We start from the raw sequence: 17,903 nt of genomic DNA on the forward strand, positions 1-17,903 counted from the left end.
CGTGGACGCCCCGCGCCATGCCCCCGAACGTGTCCTGGCGTTCGGCGACGGCCTGAGGCTGGCCGCCGACGACGGCTGGGTGCACCTGCATCACCCCTCGCCGCTGCGCACCCTGAGCAATGCCCTGGTCGGCGATGGGCTCGGCTGGTCGCGGGACTTCTGCAACTTCCACGTGGACAAGGGCTACGCCGGGGAGGCCCCGGGACGGGACCTGCGGGCCTGGCTCGCGGGGCGAGGGCTCGACCACCGGGAGACGCTGGCGATGATGACCGCCGTGCCGCTGGACCGGCTGGCGCTGGAGGAGGCCCGGGCCGGCGACATGACGGTGCTCGCCGTGGTCACCGCCGGCGTCGGCAACGCCGTGGACATCACCGCGCCTCCCCGGGGCGATCCCCGCCTGGTGGTCGGCACCCTGAACGTCCTGGTGTTCATCGACGGGTGTCCCGGCGACGGGGCCCTGGTGAACGCCGCCCTGTCGGCGACCGAGGCCAAGGTCCGCGCCCTGGACAGCCTCGGCGTGCGTGATCCCCACACCGGGACCCCGGCCACCGGCACGTCCACCGACTGCCTGGCCATCGCCGCCACCCGGCGCGGCCCGCCCACCCCCTACGCCGGCTCGGGCACGGCCCTGGGCCGGGCCATCGCCGCGACCGTCTTCCGGGCCATCCGGGCCTCCCTGGCGGCGGGCGGGGAGGGGGCCCCATGACCTTCGCCCCGCTGTCCCTGGAGCTGTTGGGGCTCGTCGTCGGCGCGGTCCTGATCGACCTGGCGATCGGCGACCCGCCCTGGCTGCCTCACCCGGTGGTGGGCATCGGCCGGGTGATCGCCCGGCTCGAGCGCGCCTGGAACCGGGGCCCGGCGGCGGCCCGACGCCGCCGGGGCCTGTGGCTGGCGGCCCTGGTGGTGGGGGGCACCTGGGCGATCGCCTGGGGGCTGCTGGCGGCGCTGGCCCGGTGGAGCCCCTGGCTGGCCGGCGTCGTGGAGCTGGGGCTGCTGGCCACGGCCCTGGCCACCAGGGGGCTCGCCCAGGCGGCCCGGGCGGTGGGCGAGCCCCTGCGGCTGCGCACGCTGGCCGAGGCGCGCCGGCAGCTCGCGATGATCGTCGGGCGCGATACCGAGCACCTCGACGAGGCCGAGGTGACCCGGGGCACGGTGGAGACCGTGGCCGAGAACACCGTGGACGGCATCACCGCGCCGCTGTGCTGGGCGCTGCTCGGCGGCGCCCCCCTGGCATTGGCCTACAAGGCGGTGAATACCCTGGACTCCATGGTCGGGCATCGCAGCCCGCGCTACGAGGACTTCGGCAAGGCCTCGGCGCGGCTCGACGACGCCGCCAACTGGCTGCCGGCGCGCCTCACCGCCCTGGCGATGGGGCTGGCCGCCCGGGCGATCCCCCGTAGCCGGGTCGTCGGGGCCCTGGCCGCCACCCGGCGCGAGGCCCCCTGCCACCCGAGCCCCAACGCCGGCTGGCCCGAGGCCATGATGGCGAACCTGCTGGGGGTGCGGCTCGGGGGGCTCAACCACTATGGCGGCCGGCCGTCGCCCCGGCCCACCCTGGGCCGGCCCCTGGAGCCCCTGGCGGCCGGCCATATCGAGCGGGCCATCCGCCACATGCAGGCAGGCTGGCTGGGGATGCTGATCCTCCTGACATCCCTGGTGCTGATCCGGGAGTGGCTGACATGACGCGAATCGAGTGGCCGAGCCATGGCGGGCGCGTGGCCCCGCTGCTGGCCCGCTTCGGCCTGCCGGCCGATCATCCGGTGACGGACTTCAGCGCCAACCTCAACCCCCTGGGGCCGCCGGCCTGGCTGGGGGACTGGCTGGCCGGGGCGGGGCCGCGGCTGGCCCGCTATCCCGATCCGGACGACGACCGGGCCCGGCGGGCCATCGCCGACCATGAGGACCTGGCCCCGGAACGGGTGCTGGTCACCAACGGCGGCATCGAGGCGATCCACCTGGCCGCGGCCCTGCATGCCGGCGGACGGGCCCTGGTGATCGAGCCCACCTTCGGCGAGTACGCGCTGGCCTGTCGGCACCATGGCCTGGCGGTCACCACCCTGGCGCTGCGCGGCGAGGCCTTCGCGCTGGAGGTGGACGCCGCCGCGCGTGCCCTGGCCGGCGTCGACGTGGCCTTCCTGTGCCGGCCCAACAACCCCACCGGGACCCTGGTGCCCCGCGAGGCCGTGGCGCGCCTGCTGGCCCGGGCCGACGAGACGGGCACCACCCTGGTGGTGGACGAGGCGTTCGCCGACTTCACCGAAGGCGACGAACGCCTCAATGCCCTGCTCGCCGAGTCGCCGAACCTGCTGCTGCTGCGCTCGCTGACCAAGCGCCATGACGTGCCGGGGCTGCGGCTCGGCTATCTGCTCGGCGCGCCCGAGACGGTGCGCCGCCTCGCCGCCCGGCAGATGGCCTGGAGCGTCAATGCCCTGGCGCTGGAGCTGGTGGCGCCGCTGCTCGCCGACCACGACTACCTGGCCCGCACCCGGGCCTGGCTGTCGTCCGTGCGCGACGTGCCCGAGGCGGTCCGGTCGCTGGGGTTCACGGTGCCGGCGACCCAGGCGAACTTCTTCCTGCTGCGCGGCGGCCGCGACGCCGCCGAGGCCGAGGCGCTGTTCGCCTTCCTGCTGCGACGCGGCCTGCTGGCCCGCCATACCCACGGCTTCCCCGGCCTCGACGGGGCCTGGCTGCGCCTGGCCCTGCGCGAGCCGGCGGACAACGCGCGCCTGCTCGATGCCCTGGCCGCCTGGAGGGGGCCATGATCGCCTTCGTCGCCGGCGGGGCGCGGTCGGGCAAGAGCGCCGTGGCCGAGGCCCTGGTGCGGCGTTGCCAGGCGGCGCGCGGCGGGGGACGCGTCTATCTGGCCACCGCCCGGGCGAGCGATGACGAGATGGCCCGGCGGATCGCCCGTCATCGCCGCCAGCGAGGCGAGGGCTGGCGGACCCTGGAGGCGCCCCTGGACCTGCCGGGGGCGTTGTCGGACCTCGCCGCCGGCGACGCGGTGCTGCTGGATTGCCTGACCCTCTGGGCCAGCCGGGTGCTGTTCGAGGCGGGCCTCGACGAGGCGGCCGGGCGGGCCCGGCTGGCGGGGCTCGTCGAGACGGCCCGCGAACGCGACCTCGACCTGGTGGTGGTCTCCAACGACCTCAACGAGGACCTGCCGCCCCGGGATCCCCTGGTGTGGCGCTACCTGGCCTTCCTGCAGCGCCTGCACCGCGACCTGGCCGCCGAGGCGGACCGGGTCATCGAGGTGGTGGCCGGCCGGGCCATCGACTGGAAAGGAGCGACCCCATGAAGGATGCGGCGTTCGGCGCCTTGCTGGCCCTCCAGTTCCTGACCCGGCTGCCGGTGCCGCTGGCCTGTCCCTGGACGCCCGCCACCCGCCGCTGGGCGGCCCGGGCCTACCCGCTGGTGGGGCTGCTGCTGGGGGCCCTGGTGGCCGCCCTGGGCACGGCGCTCGAGGGAGTCCTGCCGACGCCGCTGCTGGCGCTCCTGTTGCTCAGCGCCTGGGTGGCGCTGACCGGCGGCCTGCACCTGGACGGCCTGATGGACCTGGCCGATGCCCTGGGCAGCAATGCCCCCCTGGAGCGGCGCTGGGCGATCATGAAGGACGCCCAGGTGGGCAGCTTCGCGGTGCTGGCCCTGGTGTTCCACCTGGCCTGGAAGGGCGCCCTGCTGTGGGCCCTGCTGGCGGCCGGGGCGAGTCCCTGGTGGTTGGTTCCCGTGGCCGCCCTGGGCCGGTTCGGCGCCGTAGGCCTGCTGGTGGTGGTGCCCGCGGCCCGCGCCGAGGGCCTGGCCCACGCCTGGCAGCAGAGCCTGACCCGGGGCGACCTGGCCCTGGCCGCCGTGGTGCCCCTGGCGCTTGCGGCCTGGACCCCCGGCGGGCTCTGGCCGCTGCTGGGGCTGGTCGCCTTCATCACGTTCTACGGCCTGGCGGCGCGCCGGGCCTTCGGCGGCATCAACGGCGACATCGTCGGCGCCGCCATCGAAGGAGGAGAACTATGGTTGCTGTTGATCGCTTGGAGCTGGTGGTCGTTCGCCATGGCCTGACGGCCTGGAACAAGGAACGTCGCTACCAGGGCCATCGCGACATCCCGCTGCTGATGCCCGAGGCGCTGGCCGACATCGCCCGCCTGCGCGATCACCTGGCCGAGGAGGCCTTCGACGCCGTGCACTGCAGCGACCTGATCCGCTGCCGCCAGACCCTGGCCGCGGTCCGGGAGGGGCTGGCCACCCCCGAGGCACGGCTGGATGCCCGCCTGCGGGAGCTGGACTTCGGCGACTACGAAGGCCGCACCTACGCCACGCTCAAGGACGACCCCGGCTACCGGGCCTGGGTCGACAGCACCGGGATCCAGGCGCCGCCGAACGGCGAGTCCGCGGATGCCCTCTGGGCGCGCCTGGAGGCCTGGCTGGACGAGGTGCTGGCGCAGGCGCTGACCTCGGGGCATCGGCGCGTGCTGGCGGTGAGCCACGGCGGCGCCATCCGCGAGCTGCGCCGGCGCCTCGAGGGGGCCGACTTCTGGGACGGCGTGGTCGGCCAGGCCCGGGGCCGGCGGTTCATCTTCACCCATGGCGAGGAGGGCTGGCGATGCAGCTGTTCATCGGCGGTGCCTGTGCCGGCAAGCGCGAGCAGGTAGCGGCCCGTTTCCCCGGCGCCTGCTGGATCTCGGTGAGCGAGCGAGGCCCGGAGGGCTGGCGGGATGGCCTGAGCCGGGAGGTCCCCCTGGTGCTGACCGGCTGGGCCGATTGGCTGGCGGGCGTTCTGGGCCAGGAGCCCGACGACGACCGCCTGCGCCGACGGCTGGTCGCAGCGCTCGATGCCCTGACGCGCGCCGAGCGGGACCGGGGCGCCGAGACGGTGCTGATCCTGCCGGAGATGGGGCGGGGAATCGTGCCCCTCGAGGCCCGGGATCGGCGCCTGCGCGACCTGGCCGGCTGGTTGGCCCAGGACGCCGCGGCCCGGGTCGACGCCGTCTGGTACGTGCGCCATGGCCTGGCGCGGCGGCTGAGCCAGGTCAACCCGGCGGCGGATGCGCGTTGACGCCCCCGTGCCCGGTTGCTAGCTTACGCGCACTCTCAGGTGCCGGCGGAGCCCATGCCGCCGGTTAAACGGGAAGTCGGTGACGCTGTCCAGCCAGTCCGACGCTGCCCCCGCAACGGTGATCGAGTCAAGGACCGCCAGGAACGCCACTGTGCCACGCACGGGAAGGCGGCGGCCCCGAGGCATGCGTGCATGCCTCGCTCGTCAGCCCGGAGACCGGCCTGTGAGCGCATGCCAGGACGCGGCGGGCGATCCGAGGGCAGGGCGAGTCGCCACTCCGCGCCGCCGTTCCCTTCCGTCTCCCGCGCCTGGCCTTTCAAGGGTTCGATGCCGCACGGGTGAGTGCGGCCCTGGGAAAACGACCATGACAGCATCTCTCTTCCGCCGCCGGGCGCTGGCCGCCTTCTGCCTGGGGGTGGCCCCCCTGGCCGCCGCCGCCGCCGACAGCGAGGACGGCAACGAGGAAATCGAGCAACGCCTCAACCCCATGGTGATCACCGCGACGCTGGCGCCCCGTACCGCCGACGAGAGCCTCGCCTCGGTCACCGTCATCGACGAGGCCGACCTGCGCCGCCAGGACCCCACGGATATCACTGACCTGCTACGCGCCCAGCCCGGCGTCGACGTTTCCTCCAACGGCGCTTTCGGCAAGAACACCAGCGTCTACCTTCGCGGTACCGGCAACAACGCCACCGTGATGATGATCGACGGCATCCGGCTGCGCTCGGCCACCACCGGGGCACCGGCCTGGCAGTTCCTCGATCCGCGGATGTTCCAGCGGGTCGAGATCGTGCGTGGCCCCCGGGGCAGCCTCTACGGGGCCGACGCCGTGGGCGGCGTGGTGCAGCTGTTCACGCCGGAAGGGGAAGGCGAGCCGACCCCGCGCATCGCGCTGGGAGGCGGCAGCTTCGATACCCGCCGGGGCAGTGCCTCGCTGTCAGGCCGGGAGGGCGGCACGCGCTACCACGTCGCCGCCAGCCGCCTCGATACCGACGGCTACGAGATCGTCGACGGCGAGGGGGAGAAGGGCTACGACAACACCTCCGGCTTCGTGCGGCTCTCCCATGCCCTGGACGGTGGCGCCGAGCTCGGCGTGCTGGTCCTGCGCGCCCGCGGCAATACCGAGTTCGTCGGCGGCGACACCGATTACGTCCAGCAGGTGGCCGGGGGCTATGTCGCGCTGCCGCTGAGCGAGGCCTGGACCAGTCGCCTGACGCTGAGCGAGGCCCGGGACGAGAGCGACAACCACGATGACTTCGGCAATTCGGTCATCGATACCCTGACCCACACCGTTCGCTGGGAGAATACCGTCACGCTGGGAAGCCACGAACTGGTCGCCGGCGCCGAGGCCAGCCGCGACGAGGTCGACGGCACCGTCGACTACGAGGAGGACCGCCGCGACAACGGCGCCGTCTTCGCCCAGGCATTGATGGATTTCTCGCCGTTCAGCGTTCAGGCCGGCCTGCGTCACGACGACAACGAGGCCTTCGGCGAGGAACTCACCGGCCAGCTGGCGCTGGGGTATGCCCTGGACGACCATCACAGCCTGCGCGCCAGCTATGGCACGGCTTTCCGGGCGCCCACCTTCAACGAACTCTACTACCGTTCGGCCTTTTTCAATGGCAACCCCGACCTCGAGGCGGAGGAATCCCAGGGGCTCGAAGTGGGCATTCGGGGACAGTTCGACCGTGTCTTCTGGGATCTGGCGCTGTTTCGGAACGACGTCGATAACCTCATCGTGAATGTCGACACCGATGGCGACGGCTTCGTCGACAGCACGGAGAACGTCGAGCGGGCGCGTATCCGCGGCGTCGAGCTGGGCACCGGCGCCGAGTTCGACGACTGGACGCTGCGGGCGGCCCTGACCTACACGGACCCCGAGAACCGCGAGACCGGCAAGCGCCTGGTGCGTCGTGCCAGCCGGAGCCTGCGCTTCGATGCCGACCGGGAGCTCGGGGACTGGACCCTGGGCGGCTCGCTCGTCGCCCAGGACCATCGCTACAACGATGCGGCCAACGAGACGCGGCTGTCCGGCTTCGGCACCGTCGACCTGCGCGCCGGCTGGCGCTTCGCTCCCCTCTGGTCGGCGCGGCTGACCCTCGAGAACGTCCTCGACCAGGACGTGGTCACCGCCCGGACCTTCGGTGGACGCGACTTCGAGGACGCCGGTCGCGCGGCCTTCCTGAGCGTGAGCTTCGGCGAAGGATGACCGCCCGGCGCCTGTCGTCTCCGCTGGCGGCCCTGGCCCTGTGGCTCGGGGCCGGCCTGTCTGGCCCCGCCGCCGCCGAGGTCTGCGTCACCGACGACGCCGACCGGGAGGTCTGCCTGGCGGCGCCGGCACAGCGCATCGTGGCGCTCTCGCCCGGGGTCACCGAACTGCTCTTCGCCGCCGGGGCCGGCGAGCGGGTGGTGGGGGCGGTCAGCTTCAGCGACCATCCCGCCGCCGCCGCCGAATTGCCTCGGGTGGGGAGCTACGACCGCATCGACCTGGAGGCCCTGCTGGCCCTGGCGCCCGACCTGGTGGTGGCCTGGGCCGGCGGCAACCCCCGGGAGCAGATCGATCGCCTGCCGGGCCTCGGGGTGCCGGTGTTCTTCTCCGATGCCGACGACTTCCCGGACATCGCCGCGAGCCTGGCGCGCTTCGGCGTCCTGGCCGGCACCCCGGAAGAGGCGAGGGAGGCGGCCGAGGAACTGCGCCAGGAGGTGGCCGCGCTGCGCGAACGCTACGCCGACGCCACGCCGGTGCCGGTCTTCTACCAGGTCTGGGAGCAGCCGCTGATGACCGTCAACGGCGAGCACTGGATCAGCGAGGCCCTGTCGCTGTGCGGCGGCGACAACCTCTTCGCCGAGGAGGCGCCGCTGGTGCCCCGCATCGGTCGCGAGGCGGTGCTGGCCCGGGATCCCGAGGTCATCATCACCGGCGGCATGGGCAAGGCGGATTCGACCTGGCTCGAGGCCTGGCGCGACTTCCCCGAGATGATCGCGGTGCGCCGCGACAACCTCTTCTTCGTCGACCCCGACCTGGTCCAGCGCGCCACCCCGCGGCTGGTGGAGGGGACCCGGGCCCTCTGCGCCCACCTGGAGACGGCCCGTGGCCGGCGCTAGGGCATCCCGTGCCTCCTTGGCACCGCTGGCCTGGCTGGCTCTGGCCGGGCTGTTCGCCCAGGGGCTGGCGCTGGCGCTCGGCAGCGTCGCCCTGGCTCCCGGCGAGCTGCTTGCGGTGCTGGCCGGCGACGGCGAGGCCCTGCATCGCACCCTGGTGCTCGAGCTGCGCCTGCCCCGGGCCCTGGCGGCCTTCGGCACCGGGGCCCTGCTGGCCCTGGCCGGGGCCCTGATGCAGATCCTGCTGCGCAATCCCCTGGCCGATCCCTACGTCCTGGGGCTCTCCGGCGGCGCCTCGGTGGCCGCCCTGGCCGCGATGCTCGCCGGCCTGGCCGCGACCCTGGTGGCGGGGGCGGCCTTCGCCGGGGCGCTCGCCTCGACGCTGATCGTCTTCGGCCTGGCCCACGGCGGGGGCAGCTGGACGCCCACCCGGCTGCTGTTGACCGGGGTGGTGATGGCCGCCGGCTGGGGGGCGCTGATCACCTTCCTGCTGGCGGTGAGTCCCGTGGAACGCCTGCCCGGCATGCTCTACTGGCTGATGGGCGACCTGGCCTATGCGGGGAGTCCCTGGCCGGTGCTGGCGGTGGCGGCGACCGGCCTGGTCGTCGTGCTGCCCCTGGGCCGCACCCTCAACGTGCTGGCCCGGGGCGGGCTCCAGGCCGCCGCCCTGGGGGTGGCGGTGCGGCCGCTGGAGTGGACCCTCTACCTGCTGGCCAGCCTGGTCACCGCCGTGGCGGTGACCACCGCCGGCAGCGTGGGGTTCGTCGGCCTGATGGTGCCGCACATGCTGCGGCTGCGCCTGGGCAACGACCAGCGCGTGATCCTGCCGGCCAGCCTGCTGGCCGGAGGGACCCTGCTGACGCTGGCGGACTCCCTGGCGCGCACCCTGATCGCGCCCCAGCAACTGCCGGTAGGGGTGATCACCGCCTTGCTCGGGGTCCCGACCTTCCTCTACCTGCTGCACCGGAGCCGGCGATGAGCGGGCTCGAGACGCGCGGCCTGGTGATCGACGTGCCGGGGCGGTCGGCCGGACGGCCGCTCGACCTGGACATCGCCCCCGGCCAGCGCTGGGGAGTGCTGGGCCCCAACGGCGCGGGCAAGACCACCCTGATGCACACCCTGGCCGGGCTGCGCGCGCCGCGGACCGGCGAGGTCCGCCTCGACGGCCGGCCGCTGGCGCGCCTGCGCCGGCGTGACCTGGCCCGCCGGCTGGGGGTGGTCTTCCAGGAGCGCCACGACGACTTCCCGGCCACGGTCCGGGAGACCGCGCTGATCGGCCGTCACCCCTACCTCGCGCCCTGGCAGCAGGAGGGGCCGGAGGATCATGCTCGGGCCGAGGCGGCCCTGGAGCGGCTCGAGCTGGCCCATCTCGCCGAGCGGGAGCTCGCGACACTGTCCGGCGGCGAGCGTCAGCGGGTCAGCCTGGCCACGGTACTGACCCAGGCGCCGGGCGTCTGGCTGGCCGACGAGCCCACCAACCACCTGGACCTCCATCACCAGGTGGCGGTCATGGGACTGCTCGCCGAGCAGGCCGACCAGGGCCGGAGCCTGGTCATGTGCCTGCACGACCTGAACCTGGCGGCCCGCTGGTGCAGCCACCTGCTGTTGCTCTTTCCCGACGGCGAGGCCTGCTGGGGGCCCGCCGAGGCCATGCTGGTGCCTGCCGCCCTGGAGCGGCTCTACGACCAGCCGCTGACCTGCGTGGAGGTGGACGGCGCCCCCGTCTTCGTGCCACGCCGCTGACGACTTCCCGAGACCCGAGGAGACCCGACATGAGCCGTCGCCCCGAGATCGACCCCGAGCGCCACGCCGCCCGCATGGCCGCCAAGCAGAAGATCATGCGCGAAAGGATCGCCGCCGCCGACAAGGAACAGGGCCTGCTGCTGGTGCTCACCGGCCCCGGCAAGGGCAAGAGCAGCTCCGGCTTCGGCATGCTGGCCCGGGCCCTGGGCCACGGCATGAAGGTGGGCGTGGTGCAGTTCATCAAGGGCGCCTTCAGCACCGGCGAGGACGCCTTCTTCCGGGCCTTGCCCGGCGTGGACTACCACGTGATGGGGGAGGGCTACACCTGGGATACCCAGGATCGTGCGCGCGACATCCGTGCCGCCGAGGCGGCCTGGGACGAGGCCCGCCGCCTGCTCGGCGACCCCGACTACGCCCTGGTGCTGCTCGACGAGCTCAACATCGCCCTGCGCCACGGCTACCTGGACCTGGACCGGGTGCTCGACGACCTCCAGGCGCGCCCGCCCATGCAGCACGTGGTGGTCACCGGGCGCCACGCCCCGGAGCCGCTGATCGAACTGGCCGACACCGTGACCGAGATGAAGGTGGTCAAGCACGCCTTCAAGGATCAGGGGGTCAAGGCCCAGAAGGGCATCGAACTGTGAGCCGGACCCTGATGATCCAGGGCACCACCTCGGACGCCGGCAAGAGCACGGTGGTGGCGGGGCTGTGCCGGCTGCTGGCCCGGCGCGGCGTCTCGGTGGCGCCCTTCAAGCCCCAGAACATGGCGCTCAACAGCGCGGTGACGACGGAGGGCGGCGAGATCGGCCGCTCCACGGCGCTCCAGGCGGCGGCCTGCGGCCTCGCCCCCCACGCCGACATGAACCCGGTGCTGCTCAAGCCGGAGACCGACCGCGGCGCCCAGGTGATCCTCGACGGCCGGGTCCACGGTCATATGGACGCGCTGGACTACCACGCCTTCAAGCGTCAGGCCCGCGAGACCGTGCTGGCGGCCTGGGAGCGGCTGTCGGGACGCTTCGATCTGATCATCGCCGAGGGCGCCGGCAGCCCCGCCGAGATCAACCTGCGCGAGGGCGACATCGCCAACATGGGCTTCGCCGAGGCGGTGGATTGCCCGGTGTGGCTGGTCGCCGACATCGATCGTGGCGGCGTCTTCGCCCAGCTGGTGGGCACCCTCGCGCTGCTGAGCGAGTCCGAGCGCGCACGCACCACGGGGCTTCTGATCAACCGCTTCCGGGGCGATCTCGCCCTGCTCGAGCCGGGCCTCGACTGGCTCGCCGACCACACCGGCAAGCCGGTGCTGGGTGTGCTGCCTCACCTGAACGGGCTGCTGCTCGACGCCGAGGACGGCCTCGGCCTGGACGGTCACGAGCCGGAGTCGCCGGCGCTGCGGGTGGTGGTGCCGGCCCTGCCGCGGATCAGCAACCACACCGACCTGGATCCGCTGCGGCTGCACCCGGGCGTCTCGCTCACCATCGCGGGACCGGATCGGCCGATCCCGGCCGCCGACGTCATCCTGCTGCCCGGCAGCAAGGCGACGGCCTGCGATCTGGCCTGGCTGCGCCGCCAGGGCTGGGAGGCGGCGATCCACCGACACCTGCGTTACGGAGGGAAGGTGCTGGGGATCTGCGGTGGCTTCCAGATGCTCGGCGAGGCCATCGAGGACCCGGACGGCCTGGAGGGGGCGGGGGGCAGCGTGCCGGGGCTGGGCCTGCTGCCCATGCGCACCCGCATGGTGGCCGGCAAGCAGCTGCGCAACGCGCACGGCCGACTCGAGCCGGAGGCCGTCGCCGTGCGCGGCTACGAGATCCATCACGGCGTCACCGAAGGCCCGGCGCTGTCTCGCCCCCTGATGACCCTGGAAGGGCGACCGGACGGGGCGGTGAGCGACGACGGCCAGGTGCTCGGCACCTACCTGCACGGCCTGTTCGACGAGGCGCCGGCTTGTGCGGCCCTGCTGCGACGCCTCGGCCTCGAGGGCGAGGACGCCGCCGTGGATCTGGCCGCCCACCGGGAGCGACAGCTCGATCGCCTGGCCGATGCCCTGGAGGCGAGCCTGGACATGGCCGCCGTCCGGTCTCTGCTGGGAAGTTGACACCAACGCCCGGGCGATTCTGAGCGAAAGGGTCAGGCACAGGAAATGGCGCCGGGGGATCGCTGCCAGGGTAGCGAGGTAGCGAGTGGCGGCCATTCCGGGGACGTCGAGAGATCGACGGGATTGTGGCTACCTCCGTCCCTCATGCATGATTAACTCCATGGTCCGGTGGCCGCGTCGCGGCTGACGGGGCCGATCGCGTTCTTCTTAACCCGGAAGAGGCGGTGGCACCATGCCGGACGTCACAAGGCAGCCAATGACGTGACCTCGATCCTCGCCCAGAGGCGTGGTCGTCCCACTCGGGGCTTCTCCCAATGGCGCGACGTGCGGGAGATGGGCATGGTCGTTGGATAACATCGCGCGCTCGGCCATGCTCCGGTCGGCTGCGGAGCCCTTCGGTCCTCCGCGTTTTCGTCCTCCAAAGGCAACAGGGGCCCATGGATAAGCAATCAAAGGTCGCCGAAAGCAGCTGGGAGAATTTGCTGCGGATCTTCACCGTTCCGGAAGCCCCCGGGTCGACGCTGAATCGTCTGGACCGGGATATTTCGGCGAATCTCGCCGGCTTCCTGCAGGAGCATATCGTCGCGGAAGAGAACGATCTGGTCAGGATCGAGCGGGACTTCAACGATACCGAGATCCCCGAGGCACCCGTCTTCGTCTCGGATCAGACCCGGTTTTTGCTCGACAAGGTGGTGGCGCAATCGGTGCATACCGCGTCGCCCAGCTTTGTCGGCCACATGACGTCGGCGCTGCCCTACTTCATGATCCCGCTGTCGAAGATCATGATCGCACTGAACCAGAACCTGGTGAAGACCGAGACCTCCAAGGCCTTCACGCCGCTGGAGCGTCAGGTGCTGGGCATGCTGCATCGCCTGATCTACGGGCGGTCCGACGCGTTTTACGACCACTGGCTGCATCACAGTGGCGAACGCCTCGGCGCCTTCTGCTCCGGGGGCACCGTCGCCAATATCACCGCGCTCTGGGCGGCGCGGAACCGGGCCTTCGGTCCCGACGGCGAGTTTCCGGGCATCGGCCGCGGCGGGGTCTTCGCGGCGATGCGTCACTATGACTGCGAGGGCGCCGCGGTCCTGGTCTCGGAGCGCGGCCACTACTCGCTCTCGAAGGCGGCCGATGTGCTGGGTATCGGACGCGATCAGATGGTCGCGGTCGAGACGGACGGTCACAACCGTGTCCGGCCCGATGCCCTGATCGCCAAGCTGAAACGGCTCGAGCGGCAGCGGATACGCCCCTTCGCCCTGGTCGGTATCGCCGGAACGACCGAGACCGGCAACATCGATCCGCTGGAGAGCCTCGCCGACATCGCCGCCGAGCGGGGGATTCACTTCCACGTGGATGCCGCCTGGGGGGGGCCGACGCTGTTCTCCGACCGCTACCGCCCCCGTCTCGCCGGCATCGAGCGGGCCGACTCCGTCACCATCGACGCGCATAAGCAGCTCTATGTGCCGATGGGGGCGGGCATGGTGCTGTTCCGCGAGCCGTCCGCGCTCGGCAGCATCGAGCATCATGCCCAGTACATCATTCGGCAGGGGTCGAAGGATCTGGGCAGCACCACCCTGGAAGGCTCTCGTCCCGGCATGGCGATGCTGGTGCAGTCGGCGCTGAAGATCATCGGCCGTCAGGGCTATGCGATGCTGATCGACAACGGCATCCAGCTGGCGCGACGCTTCGCCGACCGGCTCATGGCGCTCGATGACTTCGAGCTGATTACCGAACCGGAACTCAATATCCTCACCTATCGCTGGGCTCCCGCCGACGTTCAGGCGCTGCTGGGCGAGGCCGACAGCGCGCTGCGCCAGCGGATCAACGACCTCCTGAACCGCATGACGCAGTCCATCCAGAAGGTCCAGCGCGAGCGGGGCAAGGCCTTCGTGTCGCGAACCCGACTGACGCCTGAGCACTACGGGGGCCAGGCCATCACGGTCTTCCGGGTCGTGCTGGCCAACCCCCTGACCACCGACCAGGTGCTGCGGGAACTCGTCGAGGAGCAGCAGCAGATCGCCGGGGAGAATCTGGATCGGGACGACTTCGCCGAATTGAAGCAGCTTCTGGACACCGGGAGCGGCGAGGCCTGGTCGGATGAGCGGCGTTATCATGGTACGAAGCGCCCCGGGTAGGCCGCGCCGGGTACCGTGATGATCGCGCCGCCCTCCGGCACCGATATGGCCTCGACGCGGTCGATGCCGCTGTGGACCCCCCCACTCACCGGGAGCGGGCGTGCGAGCGCCTGGCCGACGGCCTGGCGGCGACCCCGGACATGGCCGCCATGGAGGCCCGGCTTAGCGGCTCCCGTCGACGCCGTCGAAGACCCGCGGGTCGTCGCTGATCACCGCGTCCACGCCCCAGGCCCAGCGCGGGGCGAAGGCGCTCGGGTCGTTGGCGGTGTAGCAGACCAGGGCGTGGCCGGCGGCCTTCACGGCCCGGGCCCGGGCCTCGTCGAGTCGTCGCCAGTCGGCGTGCACGCTCCAGGCCTTCACGGCCCGGGCCTGCGCCGCCCAGTCCCCCGGCAGGCGCTTGAAGAGCGCGCCCAGGGCCAGCCGCTCGGGACCGGCCAGTGCCCGGCAGCGGGCCAGCGCCCGGGCATCGAAGGACGAGAGCAGGCACCGGTGGGGGGGCAGGGCGGCCATTACCGCCGGGACCGCGGCCTCGGCCAGCCGCTCCGGATCATGGCCGCGGTTGACCTTGAGCTCGAGGTTGACCCCCATCTCGCGTTCCACCAGCAGGGCGAGCATCTCCTCGAGGCCGGCCATGCCCTCGCCGGCATAGCCCGGGGCGAACCAGCCTCCCGCATCCAGCCGCCTCGCTTCGGCGACCGTCATCTCGGCCAGCCGGCCGCGGCCGTTGGAGCAGCGCTTCACGTCCCGGTCGTGCCAGATCACCGGGGTGCCGTCGCCGAGCAGCTGGACGTCGAGCTCGACCCAGGAGATTCCGGCCGCATGGGCGGCACGCACCGCGGCCAGGGTATTCTCCGGCGCCGTGGCGGACAGGCCGCGATGGGCGATCAGGCGCGGCAGGTCCGGGGCGAGGAGGTCGAGGGCACCGAAAGGCATGGCGATGGCTCCTGAAAGGCGAGGCCGGGGCGAGTCGACAGGAATGGTATGGCCGCCGTCCCCCCGAGTTGAGGGAGGATCGGGGGCGACGGGCCCCAGCATACCCGGCCACGGCGCCTCGCGTCCCCGAGGAGGGGTATGATGGGAAGGATGGCCCTCGAGTCGAGGTGATGTCATGCGCGAACGCATTGGCGACTGGCTGAGCCGCTACCTGACCAAGCCCCTGCCGGGGCTCGCGACCCTCGAGCCGGTGGAAACCGGGCAACTGGCGGCCTGCCTGCGTCCCGGCGACGTCCTGGTGGTCGAGGGCAATACGCGCATCGGCACGGCGATCAAGTACCTCACCCAGTCCACCTGGTCCCATGCCGCCCTCTACGTGGGTGAGGCCTACCAGGAGGCGGGCGGCGGCCCCCGGGGGCTGATCGAGGCCGATGTGCGTGCCGGCGTGCGTCGGGTCGGCCTCGAGACACTGGCCGGCCTGCACAGCCGTATCTGCCGTCCGGTGGGCCTGTCGGACGAGGAGGTCGAGCGGCTGATCGACTTCGTCGGGGCGCGACTGGGCCATCGCTACGACCTGAGCAACGTCATCGACCTGGCACGCTACCTGTTGCCGACGCCGCCGGTGCCGTCGCGGTGGCGCCGCCCCCTGCTGGGCCTCGGCAGCGGGGATCCCACCCGGGCGATCTGCTCCACCCTGATCGCCCAGGCCTTCCAGTCCATCGGCTATCCGATCCTGCCGCGCGTGACCTCGGCCCAGTCCCTGGACCCGGCCTGTCGGGGCTGCGAGATCCGGGTGCTCTACCCGCGTCACTACAGCCACTTCGTGCCGCGGGATTTCGACGTCTCGCCCTATTTCCAGGTCATCAAGCCCACCCTGGATCGCCACTTCGACCATCGCCGGCTGATCTGGGGCGAGCCGCCCGACACGTCCGCCACCCAGGCGTCCAACGGGGCCATCCCGGGCGACGGGGCCAGCGGCGCCTGAGTATGCTAGGCTGCGCGGTTTCCGTCCCGCGCGAGAAGGGCCTCAGGCCCGAAGGAGACCAGACCCCCATGAGAGTCGTGCATATCAAGAACGAGGCACAGCGTGAGGCCTGTCTGGCCCGGCTGTGCGCCGAGGTCTACGGCCACCACGTCGCCCTGGCCCCCCTGGTGACCTTCGCCGGGGTCCTGGGCGTGCTGTTCGAGCAGGAAGCGGCGCGGCTGCTGGCGCTGGTCGACGAGGAATCGCGGCCCCTGGCCCTGGCCCTGCTGGCACTTGACGAGGCGGGCGAGGGCATGAACGTCATGCAACTGGCCGATCTCTCCCAGCAGCCCGTGAAGGCGCCCGGACTACGCCTGGTGAGCGAGCTGGCGCTGCGGGCGCCGCTGCGGGTCGATGCGGCGAGCGCGGAACAGGAGCGACGCTTCCGCGAGGCCGGCATCGATCGCTGGTTCAGCGGCAAGGGCGGGGTGCGCATCGGCCTGTCGTCCCGCCACCCGGCCACCGGGCTCGGCGACCTCCCCCGCACCCTGACCGTGGACGAGCGCAGCATCGTGCAGTCGTTCAAGCAGGACCGCGCCCTGTTCGACGACTACAAGCGGCTCTTCGTGGAGGGCCTGAAGGCCTTCCCCGAGACTCTCTGAGCCAGGGCCTGTCGCCGTTGGCGAGACGAGCGGCGCCGGGGACGGGGCGAAGGGGGGGGGGGACCAGGTCCATGACTCCGATAGTTCTGCCCTCCGAGCCTGGCGGCTTGACCCCGCGCGGGAGGAGCGCTTGACTGGTCGCTCACCCATTAGCGGCATAAGGAATTCCCCGATGGCCAAGCGCATCCAGTTCGCCCGCACCGGCGGTCCCGAGGTCCTCGAACTCGTCGACGTCGCCCCCGCCGAGGCGGGGGCCGGCGAGGTGCGGGTCCGCAACCAGGCGGTGGGACTCAACTTCATCGACATCTACTTCCGCACCGGCCTCTATCCGGCGCCTGCCCTGCCGTCCGGGCTGGGCACCGAGGGGGCCGGCGTGGTCGACGCCCTGGGGGAGGGCGTCGAGGGGCTGGCCGTGGGCGACCGCGTGGCCTATGCCCAGGGGCCGCTGGGCGCCTACGCCGAGCTGCACACCCTGCCGGCGGACAAGGTGGTGGCGCTGCCCGACACCCTCGACGTCGAGACCGCCGCGGCCTCGATGCTCAAGGGACTCACCGTCCAGTACCTGCTGCGCCAGACCTATCCGCTCAAGGGCGGCGAAACCATCCTCTGGCACGCCGCCGCCGGCGGGGTGGGGTCCATCGCCTGCCAGTGGGCCCGGGCGCTCGGCGTCCGGCTGATCGGTACCGTGAGCTCCCCCGAGAAGGCGGCCCTGGCCGAGCGCAACGGCGCCTGGGCGACCATCGACTACACGAAGGAAGACGTGGTCGAGCGGGTGCGCGAGCTGACCGGCGGGGCCATGTGCGACGTGGTCTACGACTCGGTGGGCAAGGACACCTGGGAGACCTCCCTGGACTGCCTGAAGAAGCGCGGCCTGATGGTCAGCTTCGGCAACGCCTCCGGGCCGGTGGAGGGCGTCAACATCGGCATCCTCAACCAGAAGGGCTCGCTCTTCGTGACCCGACCGAGCCTCAACGGCTACGCGGACACCCGGGAACGGCTCGAGGCCATGGCCGCCGACCTGTTCGCCGTGCTGGAGAGCGGCGAGGTGACGGTCGATATCGGCCAGCGCTACCCCCTCGCCGAGGCCGCGAAGGCCCAGGAGGCGCTGGCCTCCCGCCGCACTACCGGGTCGACGATCCTGATCCCTGACCCGGCGTAGCCGGGTCAGGGAGCTTGAAGCTTGAAGAGCGACGCTCCGCGCCTGGAAGCTGGAAGAACCCCCTTG

General features: G+C 72.2%; 18 protein-coding genes and 1 riboswitch. Of the genes, 17 read left to right on the forward strand and 1 reads right to left on the reverse strand.

Annotated features, from left to right (window positions below; genetic code table 11):
- Position 1: 1 nt before the first annotated feature.
- From BEI_RS05280 to panP, 14 genes are all read left to right on the forward strand, one after another.
- Complete coding sequence (locus tag BEI_RS05280) at positions 2-706, forward strand: adenosylcobinamide amidohydrolase (RefSeq protein WP_227644588.1); 705 nt, start codon at positions 2-4, stop codon at positions 704-706.
- A complete protein-coding gene (cbiB, locus tag BEI_RS05285; protein WP_097788531.1) occupies positions 703-1,683 on the forward strand; it encodes an adenosylcobinamide-phosphate synthase CbiB in 981 nt (326 codons plus the stop codon). The genes BEI_RS05280 and cbiB overlap by 4 nt, the downstream gene beginning before the upstream one ends.
- On the forward strand, positions 1,680-2,762 hold the full coding sequence (gene cobD / locus BEI_RS05290; protein WP_097788532.1) for a threonine-phosphate decarboxylase CobD: 1,083 nt from the start codon (positions 1,680-1,682) through the stop codon (positions 2,760-2,762). Before cbiB ends, cobD begins: the two co-directional genes overlap by 4 nt.
- On the forward strand, positions 2,759-3,295 hold the full coding sequence (locus BEI_RS05295; RefSeq protein ID WP_097788533.1) for a bifunctional adenosylcobinamide kinase/adenosylcobinamide-phosphate guanylyltransferase: 537 nt from the start codon (positions 2,759-2,761) through the stop codon (positions 3,293-3,295). The genes cobD and BEI_RS05295 overlap by 4 nt, the downstream gene beginning before the upstream one ends.
- Complete coding sequence (gene cobS / locus BEI_RS05300) at positions 3,292-4,050, forward strand: adenosylcobinamide-GDP ribazoletransferase (protein ID WP_097788534.1); 759 nt, start codon at positions 3,292-3,294, stop codon at positions 4,048-4,050. Before BEI_RS05295 ends, cobS begins: the two co-directional genes overlap by 4 nt.
- On the forward strand, positions 4,002-4,640 hold the full coding sequence (locus BEI_RS05305; protein WP_097791007.1) for a histidine phosphatase family protein: 639 nt from the start codon (positions 4,002-4,004) through the stop codon (positions 4,638-4,640). Before cobS ends, BEI_RS05305 begins: the two co-directional genes overlap by 49 nt.
- Positions 4,592-5,044 carry a bifunctional adenosylcobinamide kinase/adenosylcobinamide-phosphate guanylyltransferase gene (locus tag BEI_RS05310; RefSeq protein ID WP_097788535.1) on the forward strand — a complete coding sequence of 151 codons (453 nt, stop codon included), beginning with the start codon at positions 4,592-4,594 and terminating at the stop codon, positions 5,042-5,044. Before BEI_RS05305 ends, BEI_RS05310 begins: the two co-directional genes overlap by 49 nt.
- A 20-nt stretch (positions 5,045-5,064) precedes the next feature.
- Positions 5,065-5,283: riboswitch (cobalamin riboswitch) on the forward strand.
- A 125-nt stretch (positions 5,284-5,408) separates the two neighbouring features.
- On the forward strand, positions 5,409-7,253 hold the full coding sequence (locus BEI_RS05315) for a TonB-dependent receptor domain-containing protein (protein WP_097788536.1): 1,845 nt from the start codon (positions 5,409-5,411) through the stop codon (positions 7,251-7,253).
- On the forward strand, positions 7,250-8,149 hold the full coding sequence (locus BEI_RS05320) for a cobalamin-binding protein (RefSeq protein ID WP_097788537.1): 900 nt from the start codon (positions 7,250-7,252) through the stop codon (positions 8,147-8,149). Before BEI_RS05315 ends, BEI_RS05320 begins: the two co-directional genes overlap by 4 nt.
- Positions 8,136-9,125 carry a FecCD family ABC transporter permease gene (locus BEI_RS05325; RefSeq protein WP_097788538.1) on the forward strand — a complete coding sequence of 330 codons (990 nt, stop codon included), beginning with the start codon at positions 8,136-8,138 and terminating at the stop codon, positions 9,123-9,125. Before BEI_RS05320 ends, BEI_RS05325 begins: the two co-directional genes overlap by 14 nt.
- Entirely contained in the window at positions 9,122-9,889 is a 768-nt protein-coding gene (locus tag BEI_RS05330) for an ABC transporter ATP-binding protein (RefSeq protein WP_097788539.1), read from the forward strand. The genes BEI_RS05325 and BEI_RS05330 overlap by 4 nt, the downstream gene beginning before the upstream one ends.
- Positions 9,890-9,918: 29 nt before the next feature.
- On the forward strand, positions 9,919-10,533 hold the full coding sequence (gene cobO / locus BEI_RS05335) for a cob(I)yrinic acid a,c-diamide adenosyltransferase (protein WP_097788540.1): 615 nt from the start codon (positions 9,919-9,921) through the stop codon (positions 10,531-10,533).
- Between the two features lie 11 nt (positions 10,534-10,544).
- On the forward strand, positions 10,545-11,984 hold the full coding sequence (locus BEI_RS05340) for a cobyric acid synthase (RefSeq protein WP_097791008.1): 1,440 nt from the start codon (positions 10,545-10,547) through the stop codon (positions 11,982-11,984).
- Between the two features lie 314 nt (positions 11,985-12,298).
- Complete coding sequence (gene panP / locus BEI_RS05345) at positions 12,299-14,119, forward strand: pyridoxal-dependent aspartate 1-decarboxylase PanP (RefSeq protein WP_227644589.1); 1,821 nt, start codon at positions 12,299-12,301, stop codon at positions 14,117-14,119.
- Positions 14,120-14,281: 162 nt separating this feature from the next.
- On the opposite strand, the gene BEI_RS05350 is transcribed toward panP, so the two are convergent.
- The gene (locus tag BEI_RS05350; RefSeq protein WP_097788541.1) at positions 14,282-15,052 is read right to left on the reverse strand and encodes a glycerophosphodiester phosphodiesterase family protein; all 771 of its coding nucleotides are present in this window, start codon (positions 15,050-15,052) and stop codon (positions 14,282-14,284) included.
- 175 nt (positions 15,053-15,227) lie between these two features.
- Between BEI_RS05350 and BEI_RS05355 the strand changes: the two genes are divergently transcribed.
- From BEI_RS05355 to BEI_RS05365, 3 genes are all read left to right on the forward strand, one after another.
- The gene (locus BEI_RS05355; protein WP_097788542.1) at positions 15,228-16,037 is read left to right on the forward strand and encodes a C40 family peptidase; all 810 of its coding nucleotides are present in this window, start codon (positions 15,228-15,230) and stop codon (positions 16,035-16,037) included.
- Positions 16,038-16,105: 68 nt separating this feature from the next.
- Positions 16,106-16,678, forward strand: a complete 573-nt coding sequence (locus BEI_RS05360) for a hypothetical protein (RefSeq protein WP_097788543.1) — start codon at positions 16,106-16,108, stop codon at positions 16,676-16,678.
- Between the two features lie 172 nt (positions 16,679-16,850).
- Positions 16,851-17,837 carry an NADPH:quinone reductase gene (locus BEI_RS05365; RefSeq protein ID WP_097788544.1) on the forward strand — a complete coding sequence of 329 codons (987 nt, stop codon included), beginning with the start codon at positions 16,851-16,853 and terminating at the stop codon, positions 17,835-17,837.
- Positions 17,838-17,903 lie beyond the last annotated feature (66 nt).

Source organism: Halomonas beimenensis (genome assembly GCF_002549795.1).
GTDB lineage: Bacteria > Pseudomonadota > Gammaproteobacteria > Pseudomonadales > Halomonadaceae > Halomonas > Halomonas beimenensis.